The organism is Rhodovulum sulfidophilum DSM 1374 (assembly GCF_001633165.1).
Classification (GTDB): domain Bacteria; phylum Pseudomonadota; class Alphaproteobacteria; order Rhodobacterales; family Rhodobacteraceae; genus Rhodovulum; species Rhodovulum sulfidophilum.
The window spans coordinates 2,787,048-2,808,728 of the sequence record NZ_CP015418.1 but is presented as its reverse complement, the minus strand read 5'-3'; the positions used below and the strand labels follow the sequence as shown (position 1 = coordinate 2,808,728).

The 21,681-nt window shown below is 67.9% G+C and carries 16 protein-coding genes; 7 read left to right on the top strand and 9 right to left on the bottom strand.

Going from position 1 to position 21,681, the window contains the following annotated elements; genetic code table 11:
* Positions 1–15: 15 nt before the first annotated feature.
* Positions 16–717: a response regulator transcription factor gene (locus A6W98_RS13245; protein ID WP_042462180.1), complete on the bottom strand. Its 702-nt coding sequence runs from the start codon at positions 715–717 to the stop codon at positions 16–18.
* Positions 718–925: 208 nt separating this feature from the next.
* Between A6W98_RS13245 and A6W98_RS13240 the strand changes: the two genes are divergently transcribed.
* The 4 genes from A6W98_RS13240 to A6W98_RS13225 all read left to right on the top strand — a co-directional run bounded on the left by A6W98_RS13240 (position 926) and on the right by A6W98_RS13225 (position 5,227).
* Positions 926–1,465, top strand: coding sequence for an SRPBCC family protein (locus A6W98_RS13240; protein ID WP_042462178.1), 540 nt, complete (start codon positions 926–928; stop codon positions 1,463–1,465).
* 22 nt (positions 1,466–1,487) lie between these two features.
* Positions 1,488–1,988 (top strand): (2Fe-2S)-binding protein, encoded by a 501-nt coding sequence (locus A6W98_RS13235; RefSeq protein ID WP_042462176.1) that lies wholly within the window; start codon positions 1,488–1,490, stop codon positions 1,986–1,988.
* Between the two features lie 70 nt (positions 1,989–2,058).
* Complete coding sequence (locus tag A6W98_RS13230; protein ID WP_042462174.1) at positions 2,059–4,425, top strand: xanthine dehydrogenase family protein molybdopterin-binding subunit; 2,367 nt, start codon at positions 2,059–2,061, stop codon at positions 4,423–4,425.
* A gap of 10 nt (positions 4,426–4,435) precedes the next feature.
* Complete coding sequence (locus A6W98_RS13225) at positions 4,436–5,227, top strand: FAD binding domain-containing protein (RefSeq protein WP_042462172.1); 792 nt, start codon at positions 4,436–4,438, stop codon at positions 5,225–5,227.
* Positions 5,228–5,390: 163 nt separating this feature from the next.
* On the opposite strand, the gene A6W98_RS13220 is transcribed toward A6W98_RS13225, so the two are convergent.
* Positions 5,391–6,914, bottom strand: a complete 1,524-nt coding sequence (locus A6W98_RS13220; protein ID WP_155734806.1) for a hypothetical protein — start codon at positions 6,912–6,914, stop codon at positions 5,391–5,393.
* A 94-nt stretch (positions 6,915–7,008) separates the two neighbouring features.
* The gene (locus tag A6W98_RS13215; protein ID WP_042462167.1) at positions 7,009–9,600 is read right to left on the bottom strand and encodes a putative bifunctional diguanylate cyclase/phosphodiesterase; all 2,592 of its coding nucleotides are present in this window, start codon (positions 9,598–9,600) and stop codon (positions 7,009–7,011) included.
* 280 nt (positions 9,601–9,880) lie between these two features.
* Here A6W98_RS13215 and A6W98_RS13210 point away from each other — a divergent pair, with 280 nt between their 5' ends.
* The gene (locus A6W98_RS13210; protein ID WP_042462164.1) at positions 9,881–11,347 is read left to right on the top strand and encodes a coiled-coil domain-containing protein; all 1,467 of its coding nucleotides are present in this window, start codon (positions 9,881–9,883) and stop codon (positions 11,345–11,347) included.
* A gap of 42 nt (positions 11,348–11,389) precedes the next feature.
* On the top strand, positions 11,390–12,460 hold the full coding sequence (locus tag A6W98_RS13205; protein WP_081251929.1) for a TAXI family TRAP transporter solute-binding subunit: 1,071 nt from the start codon (positions 11,390–11,392) through the stop codon (positions 12,458–12,460).
* 99 nt (positions 12,461–12,559) lie between these two features.
* Here A6W98_RS13205 and A6W98_RS13200 read toward each other — a convergent pair whose 3' ends face one another.
* From A6W98_RS13200 to mepK, 6 genes are all read right to left on the bottom strand, one after another.
* A complete protein-coding gene (locus tag A6W98_RS13200) occupies positions 12,560–14,752 on the bottom strand; it encodes an AAA family ATPase (protein ID WP_042462162.1) in 2,193 nt (730 codons plus the stop codon).
* A 157-nt stretch (positions 14,753–14,909) separates the two neighbouring features.
* Positions 14,910–15,635, bottom strand: a complete 726-nt coding sequence (locus A6W98_RS13195) for a SpoIIAA family protein (protein WP_042462160.1) — start codon at positions 15,633–15,635, stop codon at positions 14,910–14,912.
* Between the two features lie 141 nt (positions 15,636–15,776).
* Positions 15,777–16,652: an NAD-dependent epimerase/dehydratase family protein gene (locus A6W98_RS13190; protein WP_042462158.1), complete on the bottom strand. Its 876-nt coding sequence runs from the start codon at positions 16,650–16,652 to the stop codon at positions 15,777–15,779.
* Positions 16,649–17,491, bottom strand: a complete 843-nt coding sequence (locus A6W98_RS13185) for a glycosyltransferase (RefSeq protein WP_081251927.1) — start codon at positions 17,489–17,491, stop codon at positions 16,649–16,651. The genes A6W98_RS13190 and A6W98_RS13185 overlap by 4 nt, the downstream gene beginning before the upstream one ends.
* Positions 17,492–17,504: 13 nt before the next feature.
* A complete protein-coding gene (locus A6W98_RS13180; RefSeq protein ID WP_042465098.1) occupies positions 17,505–18,722 on the bottom strand; it encodes an NAD-dependent epimerase/dehydratase family protein in 1,218 nt (405 codons plus the stop codon).
* Between the two features lie 424 nt (positions 18,723–19,146).
* On the bottom strand, positions 19,147–19,713 hold the full coding sequence (gene mepK, locus A6W98_RS13175) for a peptidoglycan L,D-endopeptidase MepK (RefSeq protein ID WP_042462154.1): 567 nt from the start codon (positions 19,711–19,713) through the stop codon (positions 19,147–19,149).
* Between the two features lie 328 nt (positions 19,714–20,041).
* Here mepK and A6W98_RS13170 point away from each other — a divergent pair, with 328 nt between their 5' ends.
* A complete protein-coding gene (locus A6W98_RS13170) occupies positions 20,042–21,646 on the top strand; it encodes a L,D-transpeptidase family protein (RefSeq protein ID WP_042462151.1) in 1,605 nt (534 codons plus the stop codon).
* Positions 21,647–21,681 lie beyond the last annotated feature (35 nt).

Genomic DNA, 21,681 nt, shown 5'->3' with positions numbered 1-21,681 from the left:
CTTCGCGGGATGCGCCTAGCCTGGATCGCTCATCACCCCGGAGAAGCTGGCCTCCTGGGCGATCAGCACCGCCTGGGTGCGGCTCTGGACCCCGAGCTTGCGCATGATCGCGGTGACATGGGCCTTAACAGTGGTTTCGGCAATCGAGAGGTCGAATGCAATCTGTTTGTTGAGCTTGCCTGCACAGATCGCCTGCAGGATCCGTCCCTGCTGCGGCGTCAGCAGCGCCAGCCGCCGGATCGCATCGTCGCGGCCGGTGGCGGCGGTTTGTCCGGGATCGCCGAGCTCGATGCCCTCGGGCACATAGACCCTGCCCTCGGCAATGGCGGCGAAGGCGGCACGGAACACATCGCGCGGGCTGTGCTTGGGCACGAAGCCGATCGCGCCGGCCCGGATCGCCGAGCCGATGATCCGTGGATCGGCCATCGAGGAGACGACGATCACCGGTATGTCCCCGACCGCGGTCTTGAGCCGGATCAGCCCGTCGAGCCCGCTTACATCGGGCAGGTTGAGATCGAGCAGCACGATATCGGGCCGCGGCGCCCTGTCGAGCCGGCTGAGCGCATCCTCGAGATGGTCGCTGGTCTCGACCTTGCCGATGCCGACCGCCGATTTCAGCGTCATCGACAGGGCGTCGCAGAACAGGGGGTGATCGTCGATCACCATCGCGCTGGCGAAGCGTCTGGGGACGGTCGGGCGGATCGGATCGGGGCTCATGGGGCATCTGCCTTTCGGCTGGTCGGACGTCAGGACCGAGCAGGGACCCGGGTAGGATCGAAGCCTAGCACGCGGCTTGAGCGGCGCCCATCGGCACCAAGGTCGAAGCGCGGTGCGGCGGCTCTAATCCATTGGTCGAATAGCAGGCCGGGCGGGCAGGTCCTAGTCTGAGCACCGGGACGGGGAGGACGAAGGGGGAGAGGCGCAGATGAAATTCGCCGCCACGCATGACATCGCCGCACCGCGCGCGACGGTCTGGGAGGCGCTGTTGTCCGAGGCGGTGCTGGAGGAGTGCCTGCCGGGCTGCCGCGAATTGTCGGGCACGGCCGAGGACGGCTTCGAGGCGACGGTGGTCCAGAAGATTGGCCCGGTAAAGGCGACCTTCAAGAGCCATGTCAGCCTGAGCGACATGGAGGCACCTTCGGCGCTGACCCTGTCGGGAGAGGGCAAGGGCGGCGCGGCGGGCTTTGCCAAGGGCAGCGCCCGGGTCACGCTTGAGGAGATCGCCGAAGGCACGCGGCTTGCCTACGATGTCGATGTCGAGATCGGCGGCAAGCTCGCGCAGCTCGGGAGCCGGATGATCCATGGCGTGGCGCACAAGCTGAGCGACCAGTTCTTCACCCGTTTCAAGGAGGTGGTCGAAGGCCCCGAAGAGGCGGAAGACCCCGCCGCCGAAGAGAGCGCGGAGGCGCCCAAGGGCAAGGGCTGGCTCGGTCGGATGATGACCCGCAAGGCCGAGGCGGAATGACGGGGACCCAGGGAGGACAGGAATGACCAAGGTCAGCATGAAGGTGAACGGCAAGCCCGTCTCGGGCGAGATCGAGGGCAGGACGCTGCTGGTGTCCTTCCTGCGCGACAATCTGGGGCTGACCGGCACCCATGTCGGCTGCGATACCAGCCAGTGCGGCGCCTGCGTGGTGCATGTCGATGGCAAGGCCGTCAAGTCCTGCACCATGTTCGCGGCCGAGGCGGAAGGCCGAGATGTGACGACGATCGAAGGTATGGCCAATGCCGACGGCTCGCTGTCGCGGATCCAGCAGGCCTTTCAGGACCATCACGGGTTGCAGTGCGGCTTTTGCACGCCCGGCATGGTGATGTCGGCCGCAGCACTTCTGGCCGAAACGCCGAAGCCGAGCGAGGCCGAGGTGCGGCACTATCTCGAGGGCAATATCTGCCGCTGCACCGGATATCATAATATCGTCAAGGCGATCCTCGCCGCCTCGGGCCAGGATGTCAGCGGCATCGGCGGCGACGCGATCGCCGCGGAATAGGGCGGGCACGAATTTTCGTCGAAAATTCGGACCGATCTTTCGCTGAAAGATCGTATCAGGGAGGAGAACAATGCCGAAAGACCACGGCATCGGCGCCAGTTCGAAACGGCGCGAGGACAAGCGGTTCCTGACCGGGAAAGGTCGCTATACCGACGACATCAACCTGCCCGGACAGGCTCATGCCTGGTTCGTGCGATCGCAGGTCGCCCATGGCCGGCTGACCAGCGTCGACACCTCCGAGGCCGAGGCCATGCCGGGCGTGCTGCGCGTCTTCACCGGCACCGATTTCGAGGGCGTTGGCGGTCTGCCCTGCGGCTGGCTCATCACCGACCGGTTCGGCCAGCCGATGCAGGAGCCGGGCCATCCGGTGCTGGCCAGGGACAAGGTCCGCCATGTCGGCGATCCGGTCGCGGTGGTCGTGGCCGAAACCGCGGAACAGGCCCGCGACGCCGCCGAGGCGGTCGAGGTCGAGATCGACGAGCTTCCGGCCGTTCTCGACATGAGGGCCGCGCTCACAGCCGACGCGCCGCTTGTCCATGACGGACTCAAGAACAACCTCTGCTACGATTGGGGCTTCGTCGAGGAGAACCGCGAGGCGGTGAATGCCGCCTTCGAGACCGCGGCCCATGTCACCACCCTCGATCTGGTCAACCAGCGTCTGGTACCGAACGCGATGGAGCCGCGCGTCGCGCTGGGCGATTTCAACCCGGCCACCGAGGATTCGACGCTTTACACCACCTCGCAGAATCCGCATGTGATCCGGCTTCTGATGGGCGCCTTCGTGCTGGGTATCCCCGAGCACAAGCTGCGCGTCGTCGCCCCCGATGTGGGCGGCGGGTTCGGCTCGAAGATCTTTCATTATGCCGAAGAGGCCTTCTGCACCTTTGCCGCCAAGCAACTCCGGCGTCCGGTGAAATGGACCTGCACCCGGTCCGAGGCCTTCATCTCCGACGCCCATGGCCGCGACCATGTCACCCGGATCGAGCTTGCGCTGGATGCCGAGGGTCATTTCCAGGCGCTCCGGACCGAGACCCATGCCAATATGGGGGCCTATCTCTCGACCTTCGCGCCTTCGGTCCCGACCTGGCTGCATGGCACGCTCATGGCGGGCAATTACAGGACGCCTCTGATCTATGTGAACGTCAAGGCGGTCTTCACCAATACCGTACCGGTCGATGCCTATCGCGGCGCCGGACGGCCCGAGGCCACCTTCCAGCTCGAGCGTGTCATCGACAAGGCCGCCCGCGAGATGGGGATCGACCCGGTCGAGATCCGGCGCCGGAACTTCGTCACCGAGTTTCCCTATTCGACGCCCGTCGCGGTCGAATACGATACCGGCGATTACCATGCGACCATGGACAAGCTTCTCGAGATCGCCGATGTCGCGGGCTTCGAGACGCGCCGGGCCGATAGCAAATCCCGGGGCAGGCTGCGCGGGCTCGGGCTCAACTGCTATATCGAGGCCTGCGGTATCGCGCCCAGCCAGCTTGTCGGTCAGCTCGGCGCCCGCGCCGGGCTTTACGAAAGCGCGACCGTCCGGGTCAATGCCACCGGCGGGCTGGTGGTGATGACGGGCTCGCACAGCCACGGCCAGGGGCACGAGACGACCTTTGCCCAGGTCGTGGCCGACATGATCGGCATCGGCGAGGACATGGTCGAGATCGTCCATGGCGACACCGCCAATACGCCGATGGGCATGGGCACCTACGGCTCGCGCAGTCTCGCGGTCGGCGGGTCCGCCATGGTGCGGGCGACCAACAAGATCATCGCCAAGGCGAAGAAGATCGCGGGCCACATGATGGAGGCCGCGCCCGAAGACATCGAGCTGAAGGATGGCAGATTCACCGTCGCCGGCACCGACAAGTCCGTGGCCTGGGGCGATGTGACCCTCGCGGCCTATGTCCCTCACAACTACCCCCTGGAGGAACTCGAGCCCGGGCTTGAGGAGACCGCCTTCTACGACCCCAACAACTTCACCTATCCCGCCGGGGCCTATGCCTGCGAGGTCGAGGTCGATCCCGAGACCGGCAAGGTCACTATCTGCTCTTTCGCCGCGGCCGACGATTTCGGCAATATCGTCAATCCGATGATCGTCTCGGGGCAGGTCCATGGCGGGGTGGCGCAGGGCATCGGCCAGGCGCTGATGGAGGCGGCGGCCTATGATGAATACGGCCAGCTTCTGTCGGGCTCCTACATGGATTATGCCATGCCGCGCGCGGATGATGTGCCCTTCTACCGGGTCGATCATTCCTGCGCGACGCCCTGCACCCATAACCCGCTGGGCGTGAAGGGCTGTGGCGAGGCGGGCGCGATCGGGGCGCCGCCCGCCGTCGTCAACGCGGTGATCGACGCGCTCCATCGCGGCGGTTTCACCGATGTGGCGCATATCGACATGCCGCTGACGCCGTCGCGCGTCTGGGCGGCGATGCAGGGCTGAGGAGGGGACCATGTACGCGTTCGAATTCGACCGTCCGACCACGCTCGATGCGGCCGTCGCCGCACTCGGGCAGGAAGAGGCGCAGGCGCTGGGGGGCGGGCAGACCCTGATCCCGGCGCTCAAGCAACGCCTGGCAAGCCCGGCGCGGCTGGTCAGCCTGACCGGCATCGAAGAATTGAAGGGGGTCCGCAACACGGCCGACGGCGTTCTGTGCATCGGCGCCGCGACACCGCATGCGGTGGTGGCGGCCGAGGCCGCCGAGACCTACCCGGCGCTTGCCGATCTCGCGGGGCATATCGGCGATCCGGCGGTGCGCAATCGCGGCACCATCGGCGGATCGCTGGCCAATAACGACCCCTCGGCCTGCTACCCTGCGGCCGTGCTGGCCTCGGATGCCACGATCCGCACCCATACCCGAGAGATCGCGGCCGGGGATTATTTCGACGGCATGTTCGCCACTGCGCTGGAAGAGGGCGAGATCATCACCGAGATCCGCTTTCCGGTGCCCCGGCAGGCGGCCTATGTCAAATTCGTCCAGCCGGCCTCGCGTTTTGCATTGGTCGGCGTCTTCGTGGCACGTTTCGCCGACGGGGTGCGGGTGGCCGTTACCGGCGCCGCCGAGGAAGGGGTGTTCCGCTGGGGAGATGCGGAAGAGGCGCTGTCGGCGGATTTCCGGCCCGAGGCGGTGTCGGAACTGACGGTCGCAGCCGAGGGCATGATCGGCGATCTGCATGGCAGTCCCGACTACCGCGCGCATCTGGTTCGGGTGCTGACCGGACGGGCGGTGGCCGGGGCCTCCTGAGCCTTGGGCCGCCCCTTCATGGAGCGGTGGCATGCCGCCCGGGCAGACCATACGCGGGGCAGACCAGACAAGGCCCCCGATCCTTTGTCCGGGATCGGGGACCGGTCTGTCCGGGGCGCAATGGGGATGACGCCAGTCGCGGACGAAGAGGCAGGGCGTAGCGTCAGGCGCCGAACCGCCGTTCGGCCGCGGAACTGCCTTCGAGCAACTGACTGACCATCGCAGCGATGCTCTCCTGGGTCGCGTTCAGCCGGTCGAGCACGGCATCGAGATTGCCCTGCCGCTCTTCTCCCCGGCCGGCCATCAGCTGTTCCGACAGCGCGGTCACGAGGCTTGACAAGGCATCGATCTCGATGGCTCGGGCGGCGATATCGTCGGCACTGACGCTGCCCTCGGGCTGGGCCTCGGCCAGTCGCTCGATCCGTTCGAGCAGGGCCGCGATCTCGCCCGAATGCGAGGACTGGACGTCGCCCAGACGTTCGGCAATGGCTTCGATCCGCTCCTCGATCGCTTCGATGGCGGCCTGCGAATTGTCGGTATCGTCGGCATCTTCTTCCGGGGCGGTCGACGGTTGGGCGAGCGTGTCAAGCGCCGCTTCGATCCGCGCGACGGCGACTTCGACCCGTTCGAGGCCCTCGGCCAGACGCTGTTGGTTGGCCTCGACCCGTGCCATTGCGGCCTCGATGGTCGCGATGCGCGTTCCGAGGCTTTCGCCGGGATCAGCGTCGCCCAGATCGTCGCGCGGACTGCCGAGCATGAATTCGATCAGGTCGAGCCTGTCCATCACCCGGTCGAGAGCCGCGCCGAACGTCTCATCCGAAGCTTCTGCCGGTTCGGCAGTGTCATCGGGGCTTTCGTTCCCGGTTTCGTCCAGTGCCGCGATGTCCGAGCTGTCGGTTGCGGCCAGATCATCTTCGGCCGCTGCCTCGGCCTCGGGCATGTCGGGAAGGATGTCGTCTTCTCCGAGCCCGATGTCGGGCCCGGGACCGGCCTCCTTCGGGAGGTCGGCCAGGCCGGTGGCGGTTTCGTCCCCGGTCTCGGGCTCCGGGGCATTCGGCAACTCTTCCTCCGCACCCGCTTCGGGCGTCGGGTCGGCGAGGGAGGCTTCCGTGTCGGGCGCGTCGACGTCCTGGCCTTCCGAGCTGTCGAAATCGGCTGCGTCCTCCTCCGCGACGACTGTCTCGGAGGCGGCCTCGTCTTCCGCCTCTTCGGGCATCGGGAGCCCGGGGTCGGAAAGCTCATCCTCTGCGGCGGCATCAGCGGCGATTTCGTCGCGCATTCCAGCCGTTTCGTCCGCATCCCCGACAGGGGCGGTCTCGGCCTCCTCTTCGCGCAGGCCCGCCTCGAGACCGGGATCATCACTGGGATCATCGGGGACGACCCCTGCCTCATCTTCGGCGGCGGGCGCGGGGGCCAGATCGGTAAGCCGGAACGGGTCGAGCCGCAGGAAATTCGGGATCTCGCGCCGGAAGGTCAGGCCGACGCCCTCGCCGGGCATCATCACCGCCTCGACGCCCATCGCGCGGAGCACGCGCATCGCCGAGGCCGGAACCGCCTCTGGCGCGCCGCGCGACATGGTCAGAAGGTGTGTGGGCCGAGGCTCGACGGTGGCATCCGCCGCCGCGGCCGCGCTGTCCGGGCCGGAGCTTGCCGACGCCGGGGACATCTCGTTCGCAAAACCAGTCACGGGATTCTCCCTGCTCATCCAGTCACTCCCGGTGGTACGCCCAATGGGTTACGAAAGTCTTGAAGCCTGGCGGAACAGGCCGCCGCCACATGGGTCAGGCGACCGAGGAAGCGCCCGGGCGGCGGTCGCCGAACCGGCCCGCGGCCAGCCGGGCGCAGAAATCGTCCGCCGCCAGCGGCCGGGCGAAATGAAAGCCCTGCAACGTGTCGCAACCGAGCCCGGCCAGGATCTCGGCATGGGCGGAGGTCTCGACACCTTCGGCCGTCACCCCGATCCCGAAGGTCCGGCCGATATCGACGATGCTGCGCACCAGCCGTCGGGCGCGCTCTGTCCGGGTGACGGGAACGACCAGACGCTGGTCGATCTTCATCACATCGGGCGCAAGCTGCATCAGCCCCACGACCGAGGCATGGCCCGATCCGAAATCGTCGATCTCGATGCCAAAGCCCTGTTCGCGCAAGAGATCTATGTGAAAGCCGAATTCGTCGCTTTGTTCTTCGACCAGCACGCTTTCGAGCACTTCGAGCGCGATCCGCGTGGGCCCGATATCGATGGTCGCGGCGATGCCGGGCAGGTCGGTATCGCGCAATTGGGCGACGCCCGCATTGAACGAGATTTTCGGGATCGAGAAGCCCGCGCGGTTCATCGCGGCGACCTCCTCCAGCCCCTTGCGATAGATGATGCGATCAATCTCGGGCAGCACCGACATCTGCCCCGCCAGCCCGAGAAACGCCGCCGGGGTCAGGATGCCGCGCAAGGGATGGCGCCAGCGCGCCAGCGTCTCGATCCCGACCAGGGCATGGGTCGCGGCATCGAACTGGGGCTGGAAATAGGGCAGGAATTCCTCGCGCAGCACGGCATGCTCGATCTCGAGGGCAAGGCGGCGCTTTTGCTGGACGTCGCGGTGCAGGGACGGGGTGTAGAGCGTGATCGCGTTGCGTCCGCCGTCCTTCGATGCGTAAAGCGCGGCATCGGCACTGACCAGCAGCGCGGAATTGTCGACCAGCCGCTTGTCCGCGGCGCAGATGCCGAAACTGGCCCCGATCCGACAGGTCTTGTTCTGGAACGGGATGTCGCGCAGGATCTCGTCGCGCAGCCGCTCGGCCATGGCCTGCGCCTCAAGGGCATCGCGCCCGGGGCCGAGCAGGATCACGAATTCGTCGCCGCCGATCCGTGCCGCGACATCGCCCGGCGCGATGCCCTCGCGCAGGATCTCGGCGATCCGGATAAGCACATGATCGCCCGCGGCGTGGCCATGGGTATCGTTGACGTTCTTGAAATGGTCGAGATCGATGCGGATGATGGTGCGGGGATCCGCCTCCGAAGCGAGCTCCTCGAACAGGTTTTCAAGCGCGCGCCGGTTCGGCAGGCCGGTCAGGCTGTCTTGCAGGGCCTGCTGTTCAAGCTTGTGCCGGGCGGCCTCGAGCTGGGCTTCATAGGCCTTGCGGCGGGTGATGTCGGAGGAAATCGCCGCGAAACGGGTCACCTGCCCGTGATTGTCGAAGATCGGCGTGATGCTGAGATAGGCCCAGAACGGCGTGCCGTCGCGGCGGTAATTCAGGATTTCGGCGCGAACCGGACGTTTTTCCGCGATCGCCTCGCGCAGGGTGCGGCTGACGGCCGGGTCGGAGCCGGGCCCCTGAAGCAGCGCGTCCGCATCCCGGCCGAGCACCTCTTCCGCCGCGTAGCCTGTCAGGGTCAGAAAGGCCGGATTGGTCCAGACGATACGCCGGTCGCGGTCCGAGACCATGATCGAATCGTGGGACATCCTGGCGATCTGCGCCAGTTCGGCCAGTTCCGCCTTTTGTGCGGTCAGGCGTCGTCGGCTGTCTTCCAGCGCGCGATGCGGCGCGACGATAAAGCGGTGCCCGGCCAGCCCCATCGCCATGAAGGGCAGCAGCAATGCGAGACCGGTGAACAGGAAGACCTCGCTTCCCATTTCCCAGGCGAGCCGGGCGGTCAGCCCGGTATTGCGCGCGATCATCACGTAAAAATCGGTGCCTGCGACCGGCGCGGCGATCAGATCGTCGCGGTCGCCGCTCCAGTCGGGATACATCCGGACCTGAAACCCGGTGGCCAGCCGTGTTGCCGCCGAGACCGCGTCGCCCGCCAGAATCCGGCTGAGGTCGAGATGCTTCTCGATCACCAGCATGCCGCGCGGCTGGCCGTCGGACAGGATGGGCAGCGAAATCAGGAAGGCCGATTCGACCGGGGTCTTGCCGGGCCGGTACGACACGATGGGCGCGCCGCCGAGGCGCCCGCTTTCGAGAAGGCTGAGCCCCTGGCGGGTTTCGGCCAGGCCGAAGACCGGATGCCCGATCCGGCCCGGCACCCTCAGCCGGACATTGCCCCGACGGTCGAACAGCAAGGCCTGCGCCGTCACCCCGTCGACAAGCCGTTCGAGGTCGCGGCGCATCTGTGCGGGACGAACCCGGCCCGACCCGGCAAGATAGGCGGCCGTACCCGGGGCCTCGGCCAGCGTCCGGGCATCCGCCAGAACCAGCGTCAGCGCATCCTGCACTCCGGCCGCACGGGTCTGGGCCTGGGTCTCGAGCGCGGCCCGGTGCAGCTTGTGCAGCGTGGGTATGGCCACCAGCCACAGCGCCGCGGCAATCGCGGCCAAGGCTGTCAGATAACCCGCCGCCGTCAGCAGCAGGAACCTTCGGTCGACATCGAGCCGGGTCATCGGAACGGCATGGCCGGTCGATGCGCGCCGGACCGGTCGGTGGGGGGCGGGCGGTGGCGGGGCATTTCCGTTCACAATTTGTTCGCCCGGCCATCCTGCGGTACGGGATTTGGCGCAGTCTTAACGCGCCCGAAGAAAGCCCGGACAATTCGAGCTGTCCGATGCGGGGCGGCAGGTACAGCGGCCGGGTCGGGGTTTCGGCCCTTGCCTTGATCCCTGCCTGAGGTCACACTTTTCGGCATCCGGTCCGGGGGGACCGCTTTGACGAGGCGAGGGACGGATGCGTTACGCTTGGCTGGCCGCGGCGGCGGCCGTGCTGTCCGTATCGGGCACGATCGGAAACTGTCAGGAGACCGAAACGCCGGGCGAGGCCGGTGTCGGCGCTTTGTCGGAACAGGCGGCCTCTTACCGACGCATCATCGCGGCCCTTTCCGAAGAGAGCGCCCAGGCCGAGGCGGTTCTGGAAAAGACGCAGGAGCGTTTGCGCAAGGCGCTGAACGCGCTGGCCGAGGCCGAGGCCGAGCTGGAACAGACCACCCGGCACCAGTCCGAGGCCGAGGCGGCGGGAGAGGCCCGGCTCGCGGAGCTGACGGCCCGTATCGAGGCCGCGCGCGCCGAGCTGGCCGGTCTGGAGGCCGAGCATTCCGCGCTGACGGCCCGGATCGAGACCGCGACCGGGGCCGCCGAGACGGCGGAGCGTGCGGCTGACGAGGCCCGCGCCGCGCGCGATGCCGCCGGAACCGAGGCGGCGGATCTTGCCGAAACGGTTGAACGGGCGAAGGCCTCGGCCGAGACCGCGCAGGCGGAACGGCGCGAGACCGAGGCGGCGCTGGCCGATATGCAGGCCCGGCTCGAGGCCGAAACCGCGCGGATGGCCGAGGCCCGGGCCGCATTCGAGACGATCCGCGCGCAGACTGCCGACGCCCGGACGGCGCTGGAGACGGCCGAGACACTCCGGGAGGAGAACGAGGCCGCGGCAAGACAGGCCGGGTCGGATCGCAGCGCGGCAGAGAGCCGACTGGCCGCTCTTGAGGCCGCGCAGGAAAAGGCGGCCGAGGCCGAACGCGCCGCTCGGGAACGCGCGGCAACCGCCTCGGCGGCGGCCGATGCGGCCGAAGCCAGGGCCGCCGCACAGGCCCGGAAGATCGCCGAGGCCGAGGCCCGGCAAGAGGCCCTGCTGGCGGAAGGACAAGAGACCGAAACCGCTCTGGCGGCCTTGCGCGAAGAGCTCGAGGCGGCGGCCGGGGCGCGCGATGCGGCCGAGGCGGCACGGCAGGCGGCCGAGACCGCGGCGGAAGACGGCCGCGCCCGGGCCGCGACGCTGGTCGAGGAGGCGCGGGTCATGGCCGAAGAGCGCGAGCGGGCGGCCGAGGCGAAGGTCGCGGCACTCGAGGCGCGGGCAGCACAGCTTGCCGCCGATATCGAGGCCGCGCGGCGCCTGCTGCCCGCAACCGGTGCAGACATGACCGAAGCCGCGGAGGCCGCGCCGCCTGAACCACCGGCGCCTGCTGCCCGCGCGCCGGGCGCGCGGCCGGCCTTTCGTGCCGGACCCGCGCCCTCGGCCGAGGCGGTCGCCCGGGCGGTCTCCGAGGCGCCCGGGCTTGGCGAGGCCAGCGCGGCCGAACGTGCCGAGCTTGAACGGCTGCTCGGCGAGGGCATGTGCGCGCCCGACGCGCTGCGCACCGTGTTCGGCGGGATCAACCGCCAGACTCTCGTTTCGCTGATCCGCGGTCTCGGCCGGTGCTAGCTATCTGGTGCCGCCCGGCCGCACCGTGAGGAGTGTTGCCGAATGTCCCTTTTCAGTCGTCCCTTTTCCGGCCTGCAGGCAGGCCTTCTTGTCATTTTCACCGCAATCGCGGGCCTGGTTACGGCGACGTCCGTCCCGGCCCAGACCTTCGAGAAGAACATCCTGACCGGCGGCCCGACCGGCACCTATATCCAGTTCGGCCGCGACATCGCCGGTATCGCCGCGGAATGCGGCATTACGCTCAATGTCCGGGAAAGCGCCGGCTCGCTCGAGAATTTCGTCGGCGTCCGGCAACGGAGCTTTACCCAGTTCGGCATCGTCCAGAGCGACGTGCTGGAATATCTGCGCACCTATGCCGCGAACGATCCCGAGATGGCGCGCACCATCGCCGGCGTGCGGATCGCCTTTCCGCTTTACAACGAAGAGGTCCATCTGCTGGCCCGCGCCGATATCGGCAGCCTTGCCGATCTGGCGGGCAGGCGCGTCGCGGTGGGCGTCGAGAACAGCGGCACCCATGTCACCGCGACGCTGGTGCTCGACCTTGCCGAAGTGGCGGCAGAGCGCGTGCAGATCGGTCCCGACGAGTCGCTGCGCCAGCTGCTGGCAGGCGAGATCGACGCCTTCTTCTATGTCGCTGGGGCGCCGACGAAGCTGTTCCAGACCCCCGAGATCGCGGCCGGGCAGTTCCATCTTCTGGCGCTGACGGACCCGGTGCTGCAGGCGGTCTATACGCCCGCGACGATCCCCGAGGGCACCTATCCGTTCCAGACCGGGCCGGTCGAGGCGGTGGCGGTCAAGGCGGTGCTGATGACCTATGATTACCGGATCCGCAAGAACCGCTATCACCGGGCAAGCTGCGACGCGGTCCGCAGCATCTCGCATCTGGTGCTGAGGAGGTTCGATGCGCTGAAGGAGACCGGCCACTCGAAATGGAGCCAGGTGGACCTGACCGATATTCCGCCCGGCTGGGAGGTCGCAGCCTGCGTCAATATGGGGATAGATCCCGAATTCTCGCTGCCCTGCACGCGTGAGGACGCCACAGCCGGTCCCGGTGCGAATGAGGCAAATGCGCTCTATCGCCGCCGGGTCTGCGCCGCCATCGGCGGCTGCTGATCCGCGCGCGCTGCAAGTCGGCAGTCCGAAGCAGGGCGTGCCGTTTCCGCGCTCGGATCTGAGCGCGCCGGGGCGGTCTCCAACTGGGGACGCGGCCTGCTAGCGCGGGTCGATCCTCTGCCACTCGGTGGGGGCGCTGCGCCCGGCGCGTATCCGCCACCACAGCAGGGACGGGTGCGCGGGCAGGGTCAGGCGCGCCGCCGTCAGAGCCGTTGCGAAGCGGGCCGCGGGCGGGCCGGGCTCGGCGGCCAGTTCGACCACGAAGGGACCGCTTCCCTGCCAGACCAGTTCGATCACGCCATCGCTCCGGCTTGAGGCCAGCGGCCGGGCCGTGGCCCGGTCGGGATCGGCGGGAGCTTCGGGCAGGTCCTCGAGCCTGACCTGAGCCGCTGCCACCTCGGCCGCGGCGATCCGGTACCATTGCCGCGCGGTGTCGATATCGCGCTCGACGCCGTCGCCGACCTCGTAGATCTGGCCGAGGTAATAGGCGGCGCGGCTCTGCCCGTTCACCGCCGCCCGGGAATAGGCGATGGCGATATCAAGCGGATCGGTGCTGCCGAGCGCATGCCGGTACTGGCGCTGCGCCACCCGTGGATCGGCCGACGCGGCGTCGAGCTCAAGCGGCGAGGTGGCCGGGAGCGGCGCCGGGGCTGGATCAGACCGGGGCTTGGGGGCGGGCGGCGCGGCGGTGGCCTGCAATCCGGTCAGCCGGTCGGCGTCGCCCTCGGCCAGCCGTCGGTCCAGCGCGTCGAGGCGCAGTTCCGCTTCGGCGATCCGGTCCTGCAATTGCGCGAAGTCGGCCGCGGCGCGCTTGGCCGCGTCCCGCGCCGCGTCGCGCCTGGCTTCGGCCGCGCCGGTTTCTTTGGTGGCGTCGCGCAGCCGTGCCGCGAGCCGCTCAAGCTCGCTCAGGGTGTCCGCAAGCCGGGTCTCTGCCGCCTCGATCCTGGTTCGGGTCCGGGCCAGCCGCTCGGCCGCAGAGCCTGTTTCCGTGGACCCTGTTTCGGCGCTTCCTGCGCCGGGGACCGTCCCCGCCGCCTGCGACCGATCCGAAAGCCGCGCCGCGCGACGGCTTTCGGGAACCGCGCCCGCACCGGCCAGGCGGGGGGAGGTCGCGTCGATCGGCGTTCCGGGCCCGCTCGGCAAGCCGACGATCAGGGCGCCTCCGACGAAGACCGCCGCAAGGCCGAGCCCGGCGCCGGTCGAGGCCGCCAGAAGCCGCCTGCCGCGCGGACGGCGGCGCGGCGGCGGCGCGGGTGAGGGCCCAGGCGCAGAGACCGCCCCGGAAGCCGATACGGAAGATGACGCGGAAAGCGGCGCAGATATCGGCGGTGGCGGGATGGAGGGGACCGCGGCCGCGTCGGGCGGCGGAGGCTGCGCAACGGGGCGCGGGCGGGCGCCGGGTGGGGCCGTCTGTGGCGCCCGCGGCGGCGAGGGGGCGGGGCACTCCAACAGGCAGAGGGGGTCGCCGCTATCCTCCTGCCATTCGGCCAGCACCTCGCGGATGAAAGCGCCATCGAGGCGGGGCCGGCCCGCGCCGAAGGCGGCGTTCAGGCTACGGTCGCAGATCGTATTGACCAGACGCGGCAGGCCATGGGCCTGGTCATGGATCAGCGCCAGCGCCCCGGGGTCGAAAAGCCCATCGGCATCGCCTCCGGCAGCCACGATCCGGCTGCGGATGTAATCGGCGGTTTCGGCCGCGGTCATCGGCTGCAGCCGGACCATGCTGTCCCGTGACAGGCCGAGACGCGAGGGATGGCTCTGTTCGAGATGCGGTTCGAGATCGGGCAGACCGGCCAGCACGATCTGGAGGGCCGCACCTTCGCCTTGCAGGGCGCCTTGCCGGGGGCACGCCACCCGGTCGAGCATCTGAAGACCGGCAGCGGACAGACCCTGTGCCTCGTCGATTGCCAGCAGCGGCAACCGGCCGGCAGCGCGGATCTCGGCCAGCACGGTCCCGACCCGGGCCAGGAGCCTGTCGGGATCGGCCGCGCCCGCTTCGGCGCCGAAGGCCGAGAGGATCCAGCGCAGGAGTGTGGGGCCATCTCCGGTGGGATTGGTGTGGAAGGCCGGCCGGAAGATGTCGGTCAGGGTTTCGTCGCGAAGGAGCGCGCGCAGAAAGGTGGTCTTGCCGGTGCCGGGCCTGCCCAGCACCAGCGCCAGAGGCGCGCCGTCGATCAGCGCCAGGCGCAGGCGCTCGAAGTCATGCCAATGCGGGTCGGTCCAATGCAGGGACCCCTGGCATGGCGCGGGGCCGAACGGTCGATGCGCCAGTCCGAAGAATGCAACATACATGCGTTATGCCGTGTTGCCCTTGCTACCTGAGCGATCATGCGGCAAGGCGGCCGCCCCGTCGAGTCCCGCGTGTTGCGGGTGTGATCTTCGGCCGGGAGCGCCCAGCGAAGACCGGGGCGTCGGCAGCGCAGTCCGACACCCCCGGGGCTGCACCGTCTCAGGTCAGAAGCCAGGCCCGGCCGGCAGCATAATCGTCCTCGTCGAAATACTTGGCCTTGGCGTCGAGCATCAAGGGCAGCAGGGTTTCGGCCAGCTTCATCCACGACTTGTCGCCGACGACGGCGATCCGGTAGGGTTGATGGCGGTGGTGGCGGACCAGGTTGACATGCTCGCCGAGCGCCGACGGCCCCTGCCAGCCCTCGAAACGGCGCAAGTCGACCATCAGGCGGAACCGGTCATGGGCGGCGGCATAGGCGTCGAGATCGGGGCTGCGGGTCTTGTAGCTGGCGCTGTCGAGCCGCCCGATGAGCTGGACCTGAAGCGCGTCCGCGCCGATTTCCTCGAAATGGATCGTGCCGAGCGATTCGCGCAACCAGAGCCGCGCGGCGTCGATCTCGTCCAGATCGAAGGTCCGGACCGGGCAGGGCAGGGTGAAGCCGAACATCCGGACCCCGGCCTCGATCTTGTCGCTGTCGGTGACGACGGCGATCTTTCCGAAACCGCGCCAGTGCTTCAGCCCGAGCCGGGCATCGGCCCAGAGCGCGCCTGCGGAATAGCCCTCGAAATCGGGGCCGACCTGATAGAGCAGCCGGACCGGCGCGCCCCAGTCGAGGGCGCGGGTGAGGGCGGGGATCAGGATGGTTTCGTAATCCTGTTCGGTGACGCGACCGGTGGCCCGGATTTCGAGCAGGCCTTCGGCGGTCTCTTCGGTAATGTCGATCATGGGTCGGGGATCCTCGCTGATGACGTCTCGAAGAATATGTAGGAACGTCCCGCCGCGGGTCCATCCCCGGGCGTCGGGACGGCAGGCGGGCCGGGTCATGGGTATTTTCGCCAAGAAGAAGGGGCCGCGCCTTTCGGGGGATCAGCCGGCCGGGCAGGGGCGGCAGAGCGCGGGGAGGGTCGCGTGCAGCCGGGCGATCCCGCCGGGTTCCCAGCCGAGGGAGGCGAGGCGGTCGCATCGCATGGCGCTGACCGGGCTGTCCGAGCGGGGCGGCAGGAGGCGCTCGATGCGTTCGGCCCGCGCCATGAGCGCCAGGAGGTCGTGGCGGTCGAGCAGGATGTCGGAGGCGTTGAAGATCCCGCGGGCGCCGGTGTCGCGCAGTATCCGGGCGGCGGCGGCGAGGTCCTCGCCATGAAGCTCGGTGCCGCGGCGGGGCGAAATCGGGCGGCCCTGGCGGAAATCGTCGAAGAGCGATTGCCATTTATGGGCCCGGCCGGGGCCTGCGGGGCCGTAGATGCCGGTGGCGCGCAGGGCGACCGGGGCGAAGCAGTCGCTGGCGAGGGCGAAGAGGCGGCGTTCGGCCTCGGCCTTGACCTTGCCGTAAAGCGTGTCGGGATAGGGGGGCAGGGTTTCGGTCAGGCCGGTGCCGGGCGGATAGCGGCCATAGACCGCGCGGCTGGACAGGAACAGGACGGTACCGGTTCCGGCCGCGCGCGCGGTTTCGAAAAGCGCGACCGAGCCATCGAGATTGGCGCGGGTGAAGCCCTCGGGGTCGCTGCCCTCGCCGCCCCGGTATCGCCCCGGCAGATGCGAGAAGGCGCAATGGATCAGCGCGTCGATGCCGCTCAGGTCCGGGCGGTCGCCAAGCGCGTAGGGGCGAAACCCGGTCGGGGCGGAAAAGAAACCGGGCGGCGGCGGCGTGCGGCCCAGCACGGTGACGGGCTCGCCCGCCGCCAGCGCCTCTTCGACGAAGAAGCGCCCGACAAGGCCGGTGGCACCGGTGACGGCGAGGCTCATGGCGCGGGCGGTCCGGGCAGGGTGGTGGTATCGGGGATGGCGGCGCCCTCGGCATGGGCGCGCCAGAGATCGATCAGCGGCTTGAGACGGTCGGCCTTGGCGTGGTCCTGCCAGGGCTTTTCATACTGGAAATGCAGCACGCGGATATCGGGCCAGGACCAGAGCCCGGGCAGGTTGAACCACACATATTGCAGCATGTTGCAGAAGACCGGCAGCCCGTGCCAGTCCGGGAAGAACGCCTGCAGGAAGGTCTGGTCGGTCCTGCGCCAGAACGCGCCCGGCGCATCGAGCCGCGTCATCATTGCCTCGAAGGTGGCGGGATCGGGGCGCGCGCTGAAGACGCCCGAATTCATCCGCCGGAAATCGGCGAGGCTTTCATAGACATTCGGCGCGGCGCAGAATTCGGGATAATCGAACAGCCGGTCGATCGGTTGCAGCACCAGCGTATCGGCATCGAGAAAGATCACCCGCTCGTAATCGAGCTGCCAGAGCCTGAGCTTGCAGAAATTGTCGAGGGGCGTGTGAAAGGCGGGCTTGGTTCCCTTGGTGAATGGCGCGTCCCGGTGCAGCTTGTCGCGGGCATGGGCAACGTTGAAGGCGTCCGATGTCGGCAGCAGGTCGGTCTCGACCAGCCGCGCGCCCAGATCGGCCAGGGGCGCCAGATCGGCCTCGGCCACGCCGCCGGTATGCAGCACGCATATGTCCGAGGCCCGGCCGTCCGTCCGTTTCAGGGACCGCAGCAGGGCCCTGGCCCCCAACGCGAAATCCGCGTTGGTGACCAGGGTGACATAGGCATTCGGGCTGCCCGCCGGACGGGCGGGCCTCAATCCGTCTGTCACGCGAACGCCCCGGTCACGAGACCGATTTCAGGCGCTTGCCTTCGGGATCGCGCTCGACCCGGCTGGCAAGATCGCGGGTCCAGGCCGAGACGCAGGGCACGCGCTTGCGGTCGACCCGGTGGGCGAATTTCTTCGCGATCTCGACCACCTCTTCCAGAAGCCCCTCCTGCAGGGTGATCGGATCGAGCCCGAGGCCGAGGAAATTGTCGTTCTTCACGATCAGCTCGTTCTCGGCGGCTTCCTTGCGGGGGTTCGGCAGATAGGCGATCTCGGCGCCGGTCATCTTCGCCACCAGCTCGGCCAGATCGCGGACCCGGTGGGTCTCGGTCATCTGGTTGAAGATCTTGACCCGCTCGCCCTTGGCGGGGGCATCCTTCAGCGCGAGCTCGATGCAGCGCACCGTGTCCTGGATATGGATGAAGGCGCGGGTCTGCCCGCCGGTGCCATGCACTGTCAGCGGATAGCCGATGGCGGCCTGGGCCAGGAAGCGGTTCAGCACGGTGCCGTAATCGCCGTCATAATCGAAGCGGTTCACCAGCTGCGGGTGGCGCCGGGTCTGGTCGGTATTGGTGCCCCAGACGATGCCCTGATGCAGGTCGGTGACGCGCACCCCGTCATTCTGGGCGTAGAACTGGAACAGGATCTGATCGAGCGACTTGGTCATGTGATAGACCGAGCCGGGCCGGGTCGGATAGAGGATCTCCATCTCCTTCGACCCATCGGGCGTGTCGATCGAGACGTCGAGATAGCCCTCGGGGATCGGCGCGCCGACCGTCGAATAGCCGTAGACCCCCATCGTGCCCAGATGCACCAGATGCGCGTCGAGCCCGGTTTCGACCATCGCCACCAGAAGGTTGTGGGTGGCGTTGATGTTGTTGTCGACGGTGTAGATCTTGTGGCGGTCCGAGATCATCGAATAGGGCGCGGCGCGCTGCTCGGCGAAATGGATCACCGCGTCGGGGCGGTTTTCCGACAGCCAGTCGCGCAGGCGGTAATATTCCTTGGCGAGGTCGATCAGGTGGAAATGGATCTGCTCGCCCGAGGTTTCCTTCCATATCCGGCAGCGTTCCTGGATCGAATCCATCGGCGTCAGCGACTGTACGCCAAGCTCGGTATCGATCCAGCGTCGGCTGAGATTGTCGATGATGTGAATCTCGTGACCGAGGCTGGACAGGTGCAGCGAGGTTGGCCAGCCGCAGAAACCGTCGCCGCCAAGTACCGCAATCTTCATCGACATCTCCTTTCGGGGTCTCAAAACCGGCGGCATCGTGCCGCCCATGCGGCGTTCGTTACCGGAGCGGCGTGGGGACTGTCATTTGAAACTTTCATGTCAGCCGCCTTGACAGGGAAATCACTCTGGGTCCGGGCGCTTTTTCCAGCCGATGCGGGGCCGGGATTGCGCGGAATCGTGCTCAGGGCGCCGGCGGGTCGGAGCCGAGTCGCGGATTGGCCTGACATGAGGAACCGAACGGCATGTCCGGCGTTGGGAGGGCATGAGGTCGAAGACGCAACCGATCTGCGAGAGGCTTCCGGGGCGGGCCATGCCAGGCAACCGCCCGCCGCAACACGACTGGCGGCGCGGCTTTTGCAGGCCAGCGCAGTTCCAGCCCGCTTGGACGCGGCCCACGTCATTCGGAAGTCTCGCCGGGCGCGCCTCAGCGGCCCCAGCTGCGCACCGGCCCGCAATCCATATGCACGAAGTTGGACCGCGAATAGCGCCCGACGCCGCCGGCATGGCAGGCCCCCGCCGCGCGCGCGATCTGATCGACCGAGCGGCTCTTGAGACGGACATCCGCGGCCTGTCCCTTGATGTGCAGGGATTTCTTGGCCACGCCCGACGAGCGCGACCGAAGCATCGCGTTGGTCTGCGCGGTGCGATAGCCCGACAGCAGCATATAGGGTTCCTGCAGGTCCATGAGACCATGCGCAGCCGCCAGGATGTCGAAATTGCGAAGGTCCATCGGGATCACCGAGCCCGAGCGCCAGTCGCGCATGAAGTGGTTAATTTCCTTCACGGCCTCACCGATATACTCGCCGTCGATCCAGTAGACCGTGTCGATGCTTTCGCCGGTCCGGCCGGAATACATTCGCAGGCGCCGGACATCGCCGGCCCCCCGCATCAGCCCGAAAGCATTCGAATATGTCGGTGCAGCCACCGCGGCCGTCGCCGCAAAAGCCGCCAACACGCCACGGCGTGTCAAACAGTGTCTGGGTGTCGTCATGTTTACTCCGCCCGCCCCAATTCGCTCCAATCCCGCGTTTTCGCGGTGTTTTTTATGGTCGGGTCCGTCCCCGGAGCCCTGTCACCCTATCTCACAACTCGACGACCGGGCCAAGAAAGGAATCGCCGCACCCCCTTCGGGGCGGCCAAATTGGCAAGATCTTGCTCATTTCAGGGGTGCTGTGCGCTTTTTTTTCGTGATGCGGCGGAACGGCCACGGTTAACCTCGCGTTGTGGTTTAGGCGCCTAATGGATGTGGACAGAGGTCGGCAATTGACCGATTGTGGGCGCCATTCGCGCGACTGGAACTGCCTGACGGGAAAGAATTGATGCCCATATCCTTCCTCCGCGGGGCCGCTTTTGCGGGCCTTGCTGCTGCTTGTATTGGGGTTGCGGCCCCGGCGCTTGCCGAGACCGAACTGACTGCCTTCAAACAAGCGGTCGCCGTGGCCGCCGCGCAGGACGATGCGATCGCCGCCTTCTATCGCGACCGCGACTACGCGCCGTTCTGGACCTCGGCCGATGGCGAGGCCCGGCGCCGCGCGCTGGTGACGGTGCTTCAGGAGGCGCCGGCGCAGGGGCTCCCGGCCGCGCGCTACGATGTCGGGCGCCTGGTCGAGACCTTCCAGGACGCCCGCACCCAGCGCGGCATCGGCCGGGCCGAGGTCGCGGCGATGCGGATGTATCTCGACTATGCGCATGATGCGAGCCGGGGCGTGCTGACCCCCGGGGCGGTGGTTTCGGACATCAAGCGCAAGCTCGACCGGCCCGCCCCCGCGACGCTGATCGCCGGACTTGCCGAGGCATCCTCGCCGCTGGCCTATCTGCGCGGGCTTTCGCCGCAAAACCCCGAATATGCCCGCCTGATGCGCGAGAAGATCCGGCTTGAACGGCTGATCGCCGAAGGCGGCTGGGGCGCCGAGATCGGGGCTGGCGGCAAGATCGAACCCGGCCAGTCCGGCCCGCGCGTCGTCGCGCTGAGAAACCGCCTGATCGCGATGGGCTACCTGCCGCGCATCGCCACACGGACCTATGATGCCACGGTGCAGAAGGCGGTGCAGGCGTTCCAGTTCGATCACGGGCTCAACGCCGACGGCATCGTCGGTCCCAGCACCCGCGAAGAACTCGACGTGTCGGCCGAACGCCGGTTGCGCTCGGTGCTGGTGGCGATGGAGCGCGAGCGCTGGCTGGGCAATGCGCGCGGCGACCGGCATGTGCTGGTCAATATCGCCGATTTCCATGCCAGTATCGTCGATCACGGCGAGACCGTCTTCGAGACCCGTTCGGTCGTCGGCCGCAATGCGCGCGACTACCGCACGCCGGAATTCTCGGACATGATGAACCACATGGTCGTCAACCCGACCTGGAACGTGCCGCGCTCGATCGCGGTGCGCGAGTATCTGCCGAAGTTCCAGAACAACCCCAACGCGGCCGGGCATCTGATGCTGGTCGACGGGGCAGGGCGCGTGGTCACCCGCGCCGCGGTCGATTTCAGCCAGTATACCGCCTCGAATTTCCCCTTCGATCTCAAGCAGCCGCCCTCGAACGGCAATGCGCTGGGACGGGTGAAGTTCATGTTCCCCAACCGCTACAACATCTACCTGCATGACACGCCGTCGAAGTCGCTGTTCAATCGCGAGACCCGCGCCTTCAGCCATGGCTGCATCCGGCTGAGCGACCCGTTCGACTTTGCCTATGCGCTGCTCGCCGGACAGACCGACGACCCGAAAGGCCTGTTCCAGTCCAAGCTGCGCAGCGGTCGCGAAACCCGTGTCAATCTTGACCCGCCGCTGCCGGTGCATCTGATCTACCGCACCGCGATGGGCAAGCCCAAGGGGCGGATGCAGTATCGCCGCGATATCTACGGGCGCGATGGTGCCATTTTCGACGCATTGCAGGCCGCCGGGGTGGCGCTGCCCGAGGTTCAGGGGTAGATCTCCGCCAGAACCAGCCGGTGCGCCCCGCGGTG

Excerpts from the sequence above, each read along its gene's own strand:
- A6W98_RS13210 (WP_042462164.1), top strand. The coding sequence starts at position 9,881 with ATGCGTTACGCTTGGCTGGCCGCGGCGGCGGCCGTGCTGTCCGTATCG.
- A6W98_RS13230 (WP_042462174.1), top strand. The coding sequence starts at position 2,059 with ATGCCGAAAGACCACGGCATCGGCGCCAGTTCGAAACGGCGCGAGGAC.
- A6W98_RS13215 (WP_042462167.1), bottom strand. The coding sequence starts at position 9,600 with ATGACCCGGCTCGATGTCGACCGAAGGTTCCTGCTGCTGACGGCGGCG.
- A6W98_RS13245 (WP_042462180.1), bottom strand. The coding sequence starts at position 717 with ATGAGCCCCGATCCGATCCGCCCGACCGTCCCCAGACGCTTCGCCAGC.
- A6W98_RS13200 (WP_042462162.1), bottom strand. The coding sequence starts at position 14,752 with ATGTATGTTGCATTCTTCGGACTGGCGCATCGACCGTTCGGCCCCGCG.
- A6W98_RS13235 (WP_042462176.1), top strand. The coding sequence starts at position 1,488 with ATGACCAAGGTCAGCATGAAGGTGAACGGCAAGCCCGTCTCGGGCGAG.
- mepK (WP_042462154.1), bottom strand. The coding sequence starts at position 19,713 with ATGACGACACCCAGACACTGTTTGACACGCCGTGGCGTGTTGGCGGCT.
- A6W98_RS13205 (WP_081251929.1), top strand. The coding sequence starts at position 11,390 with ATGTCCCTTTTCAGTCGTCCCTTTTCCGGCCTGCAGGCAGGCCTTCTT.
- A6W98_RS13195 (WP_042462160.1), bottom strand. The coding sequence starts at position 15,635 with ATGATCGACATTACCGAAGAGACCGCCGAAGGCCTGCTCGAAATCCGG.
- A6W98_RS13240 (WP_042462178.1), top strand. The coding sequence starts at position 926 with ATGAAATTCGCCGCCACGCATGACATCGCCGCACCGCGCGCGACGGTC.
- A6W98_RS13225 (WP_042462172.1), top strand. The coding sequence starts at position 4,436 with ATGTACGCGTTCGAATTCGACCGTCCGACCACGCTCGATGCGGCCGTC.
- A6W98_RS13190 (WP_042462158.1), bottom strand. The coding sequence starts at position 16,652 with ATGAGCCTCGCCGTCACCGGTGCCACCGGCCTTGTCGGGCGCTTCTTC.
- A6W98_RS13180 (WP_042465098.1), bottom strand. The coding sequence starts at position 18,722 with ATGAAGATTGCGGTACTTGGCGGCGACGGTTTCTGCGGCTGGCCAACC.
- A6W98_RS13170 (WP_042462151.1), top strand. The coding sequence starts at position 20,042 with ATGCCCATATCCTTCCTCCGCGGGGCCGCTTTTGCGGGCCTTGCTGCT.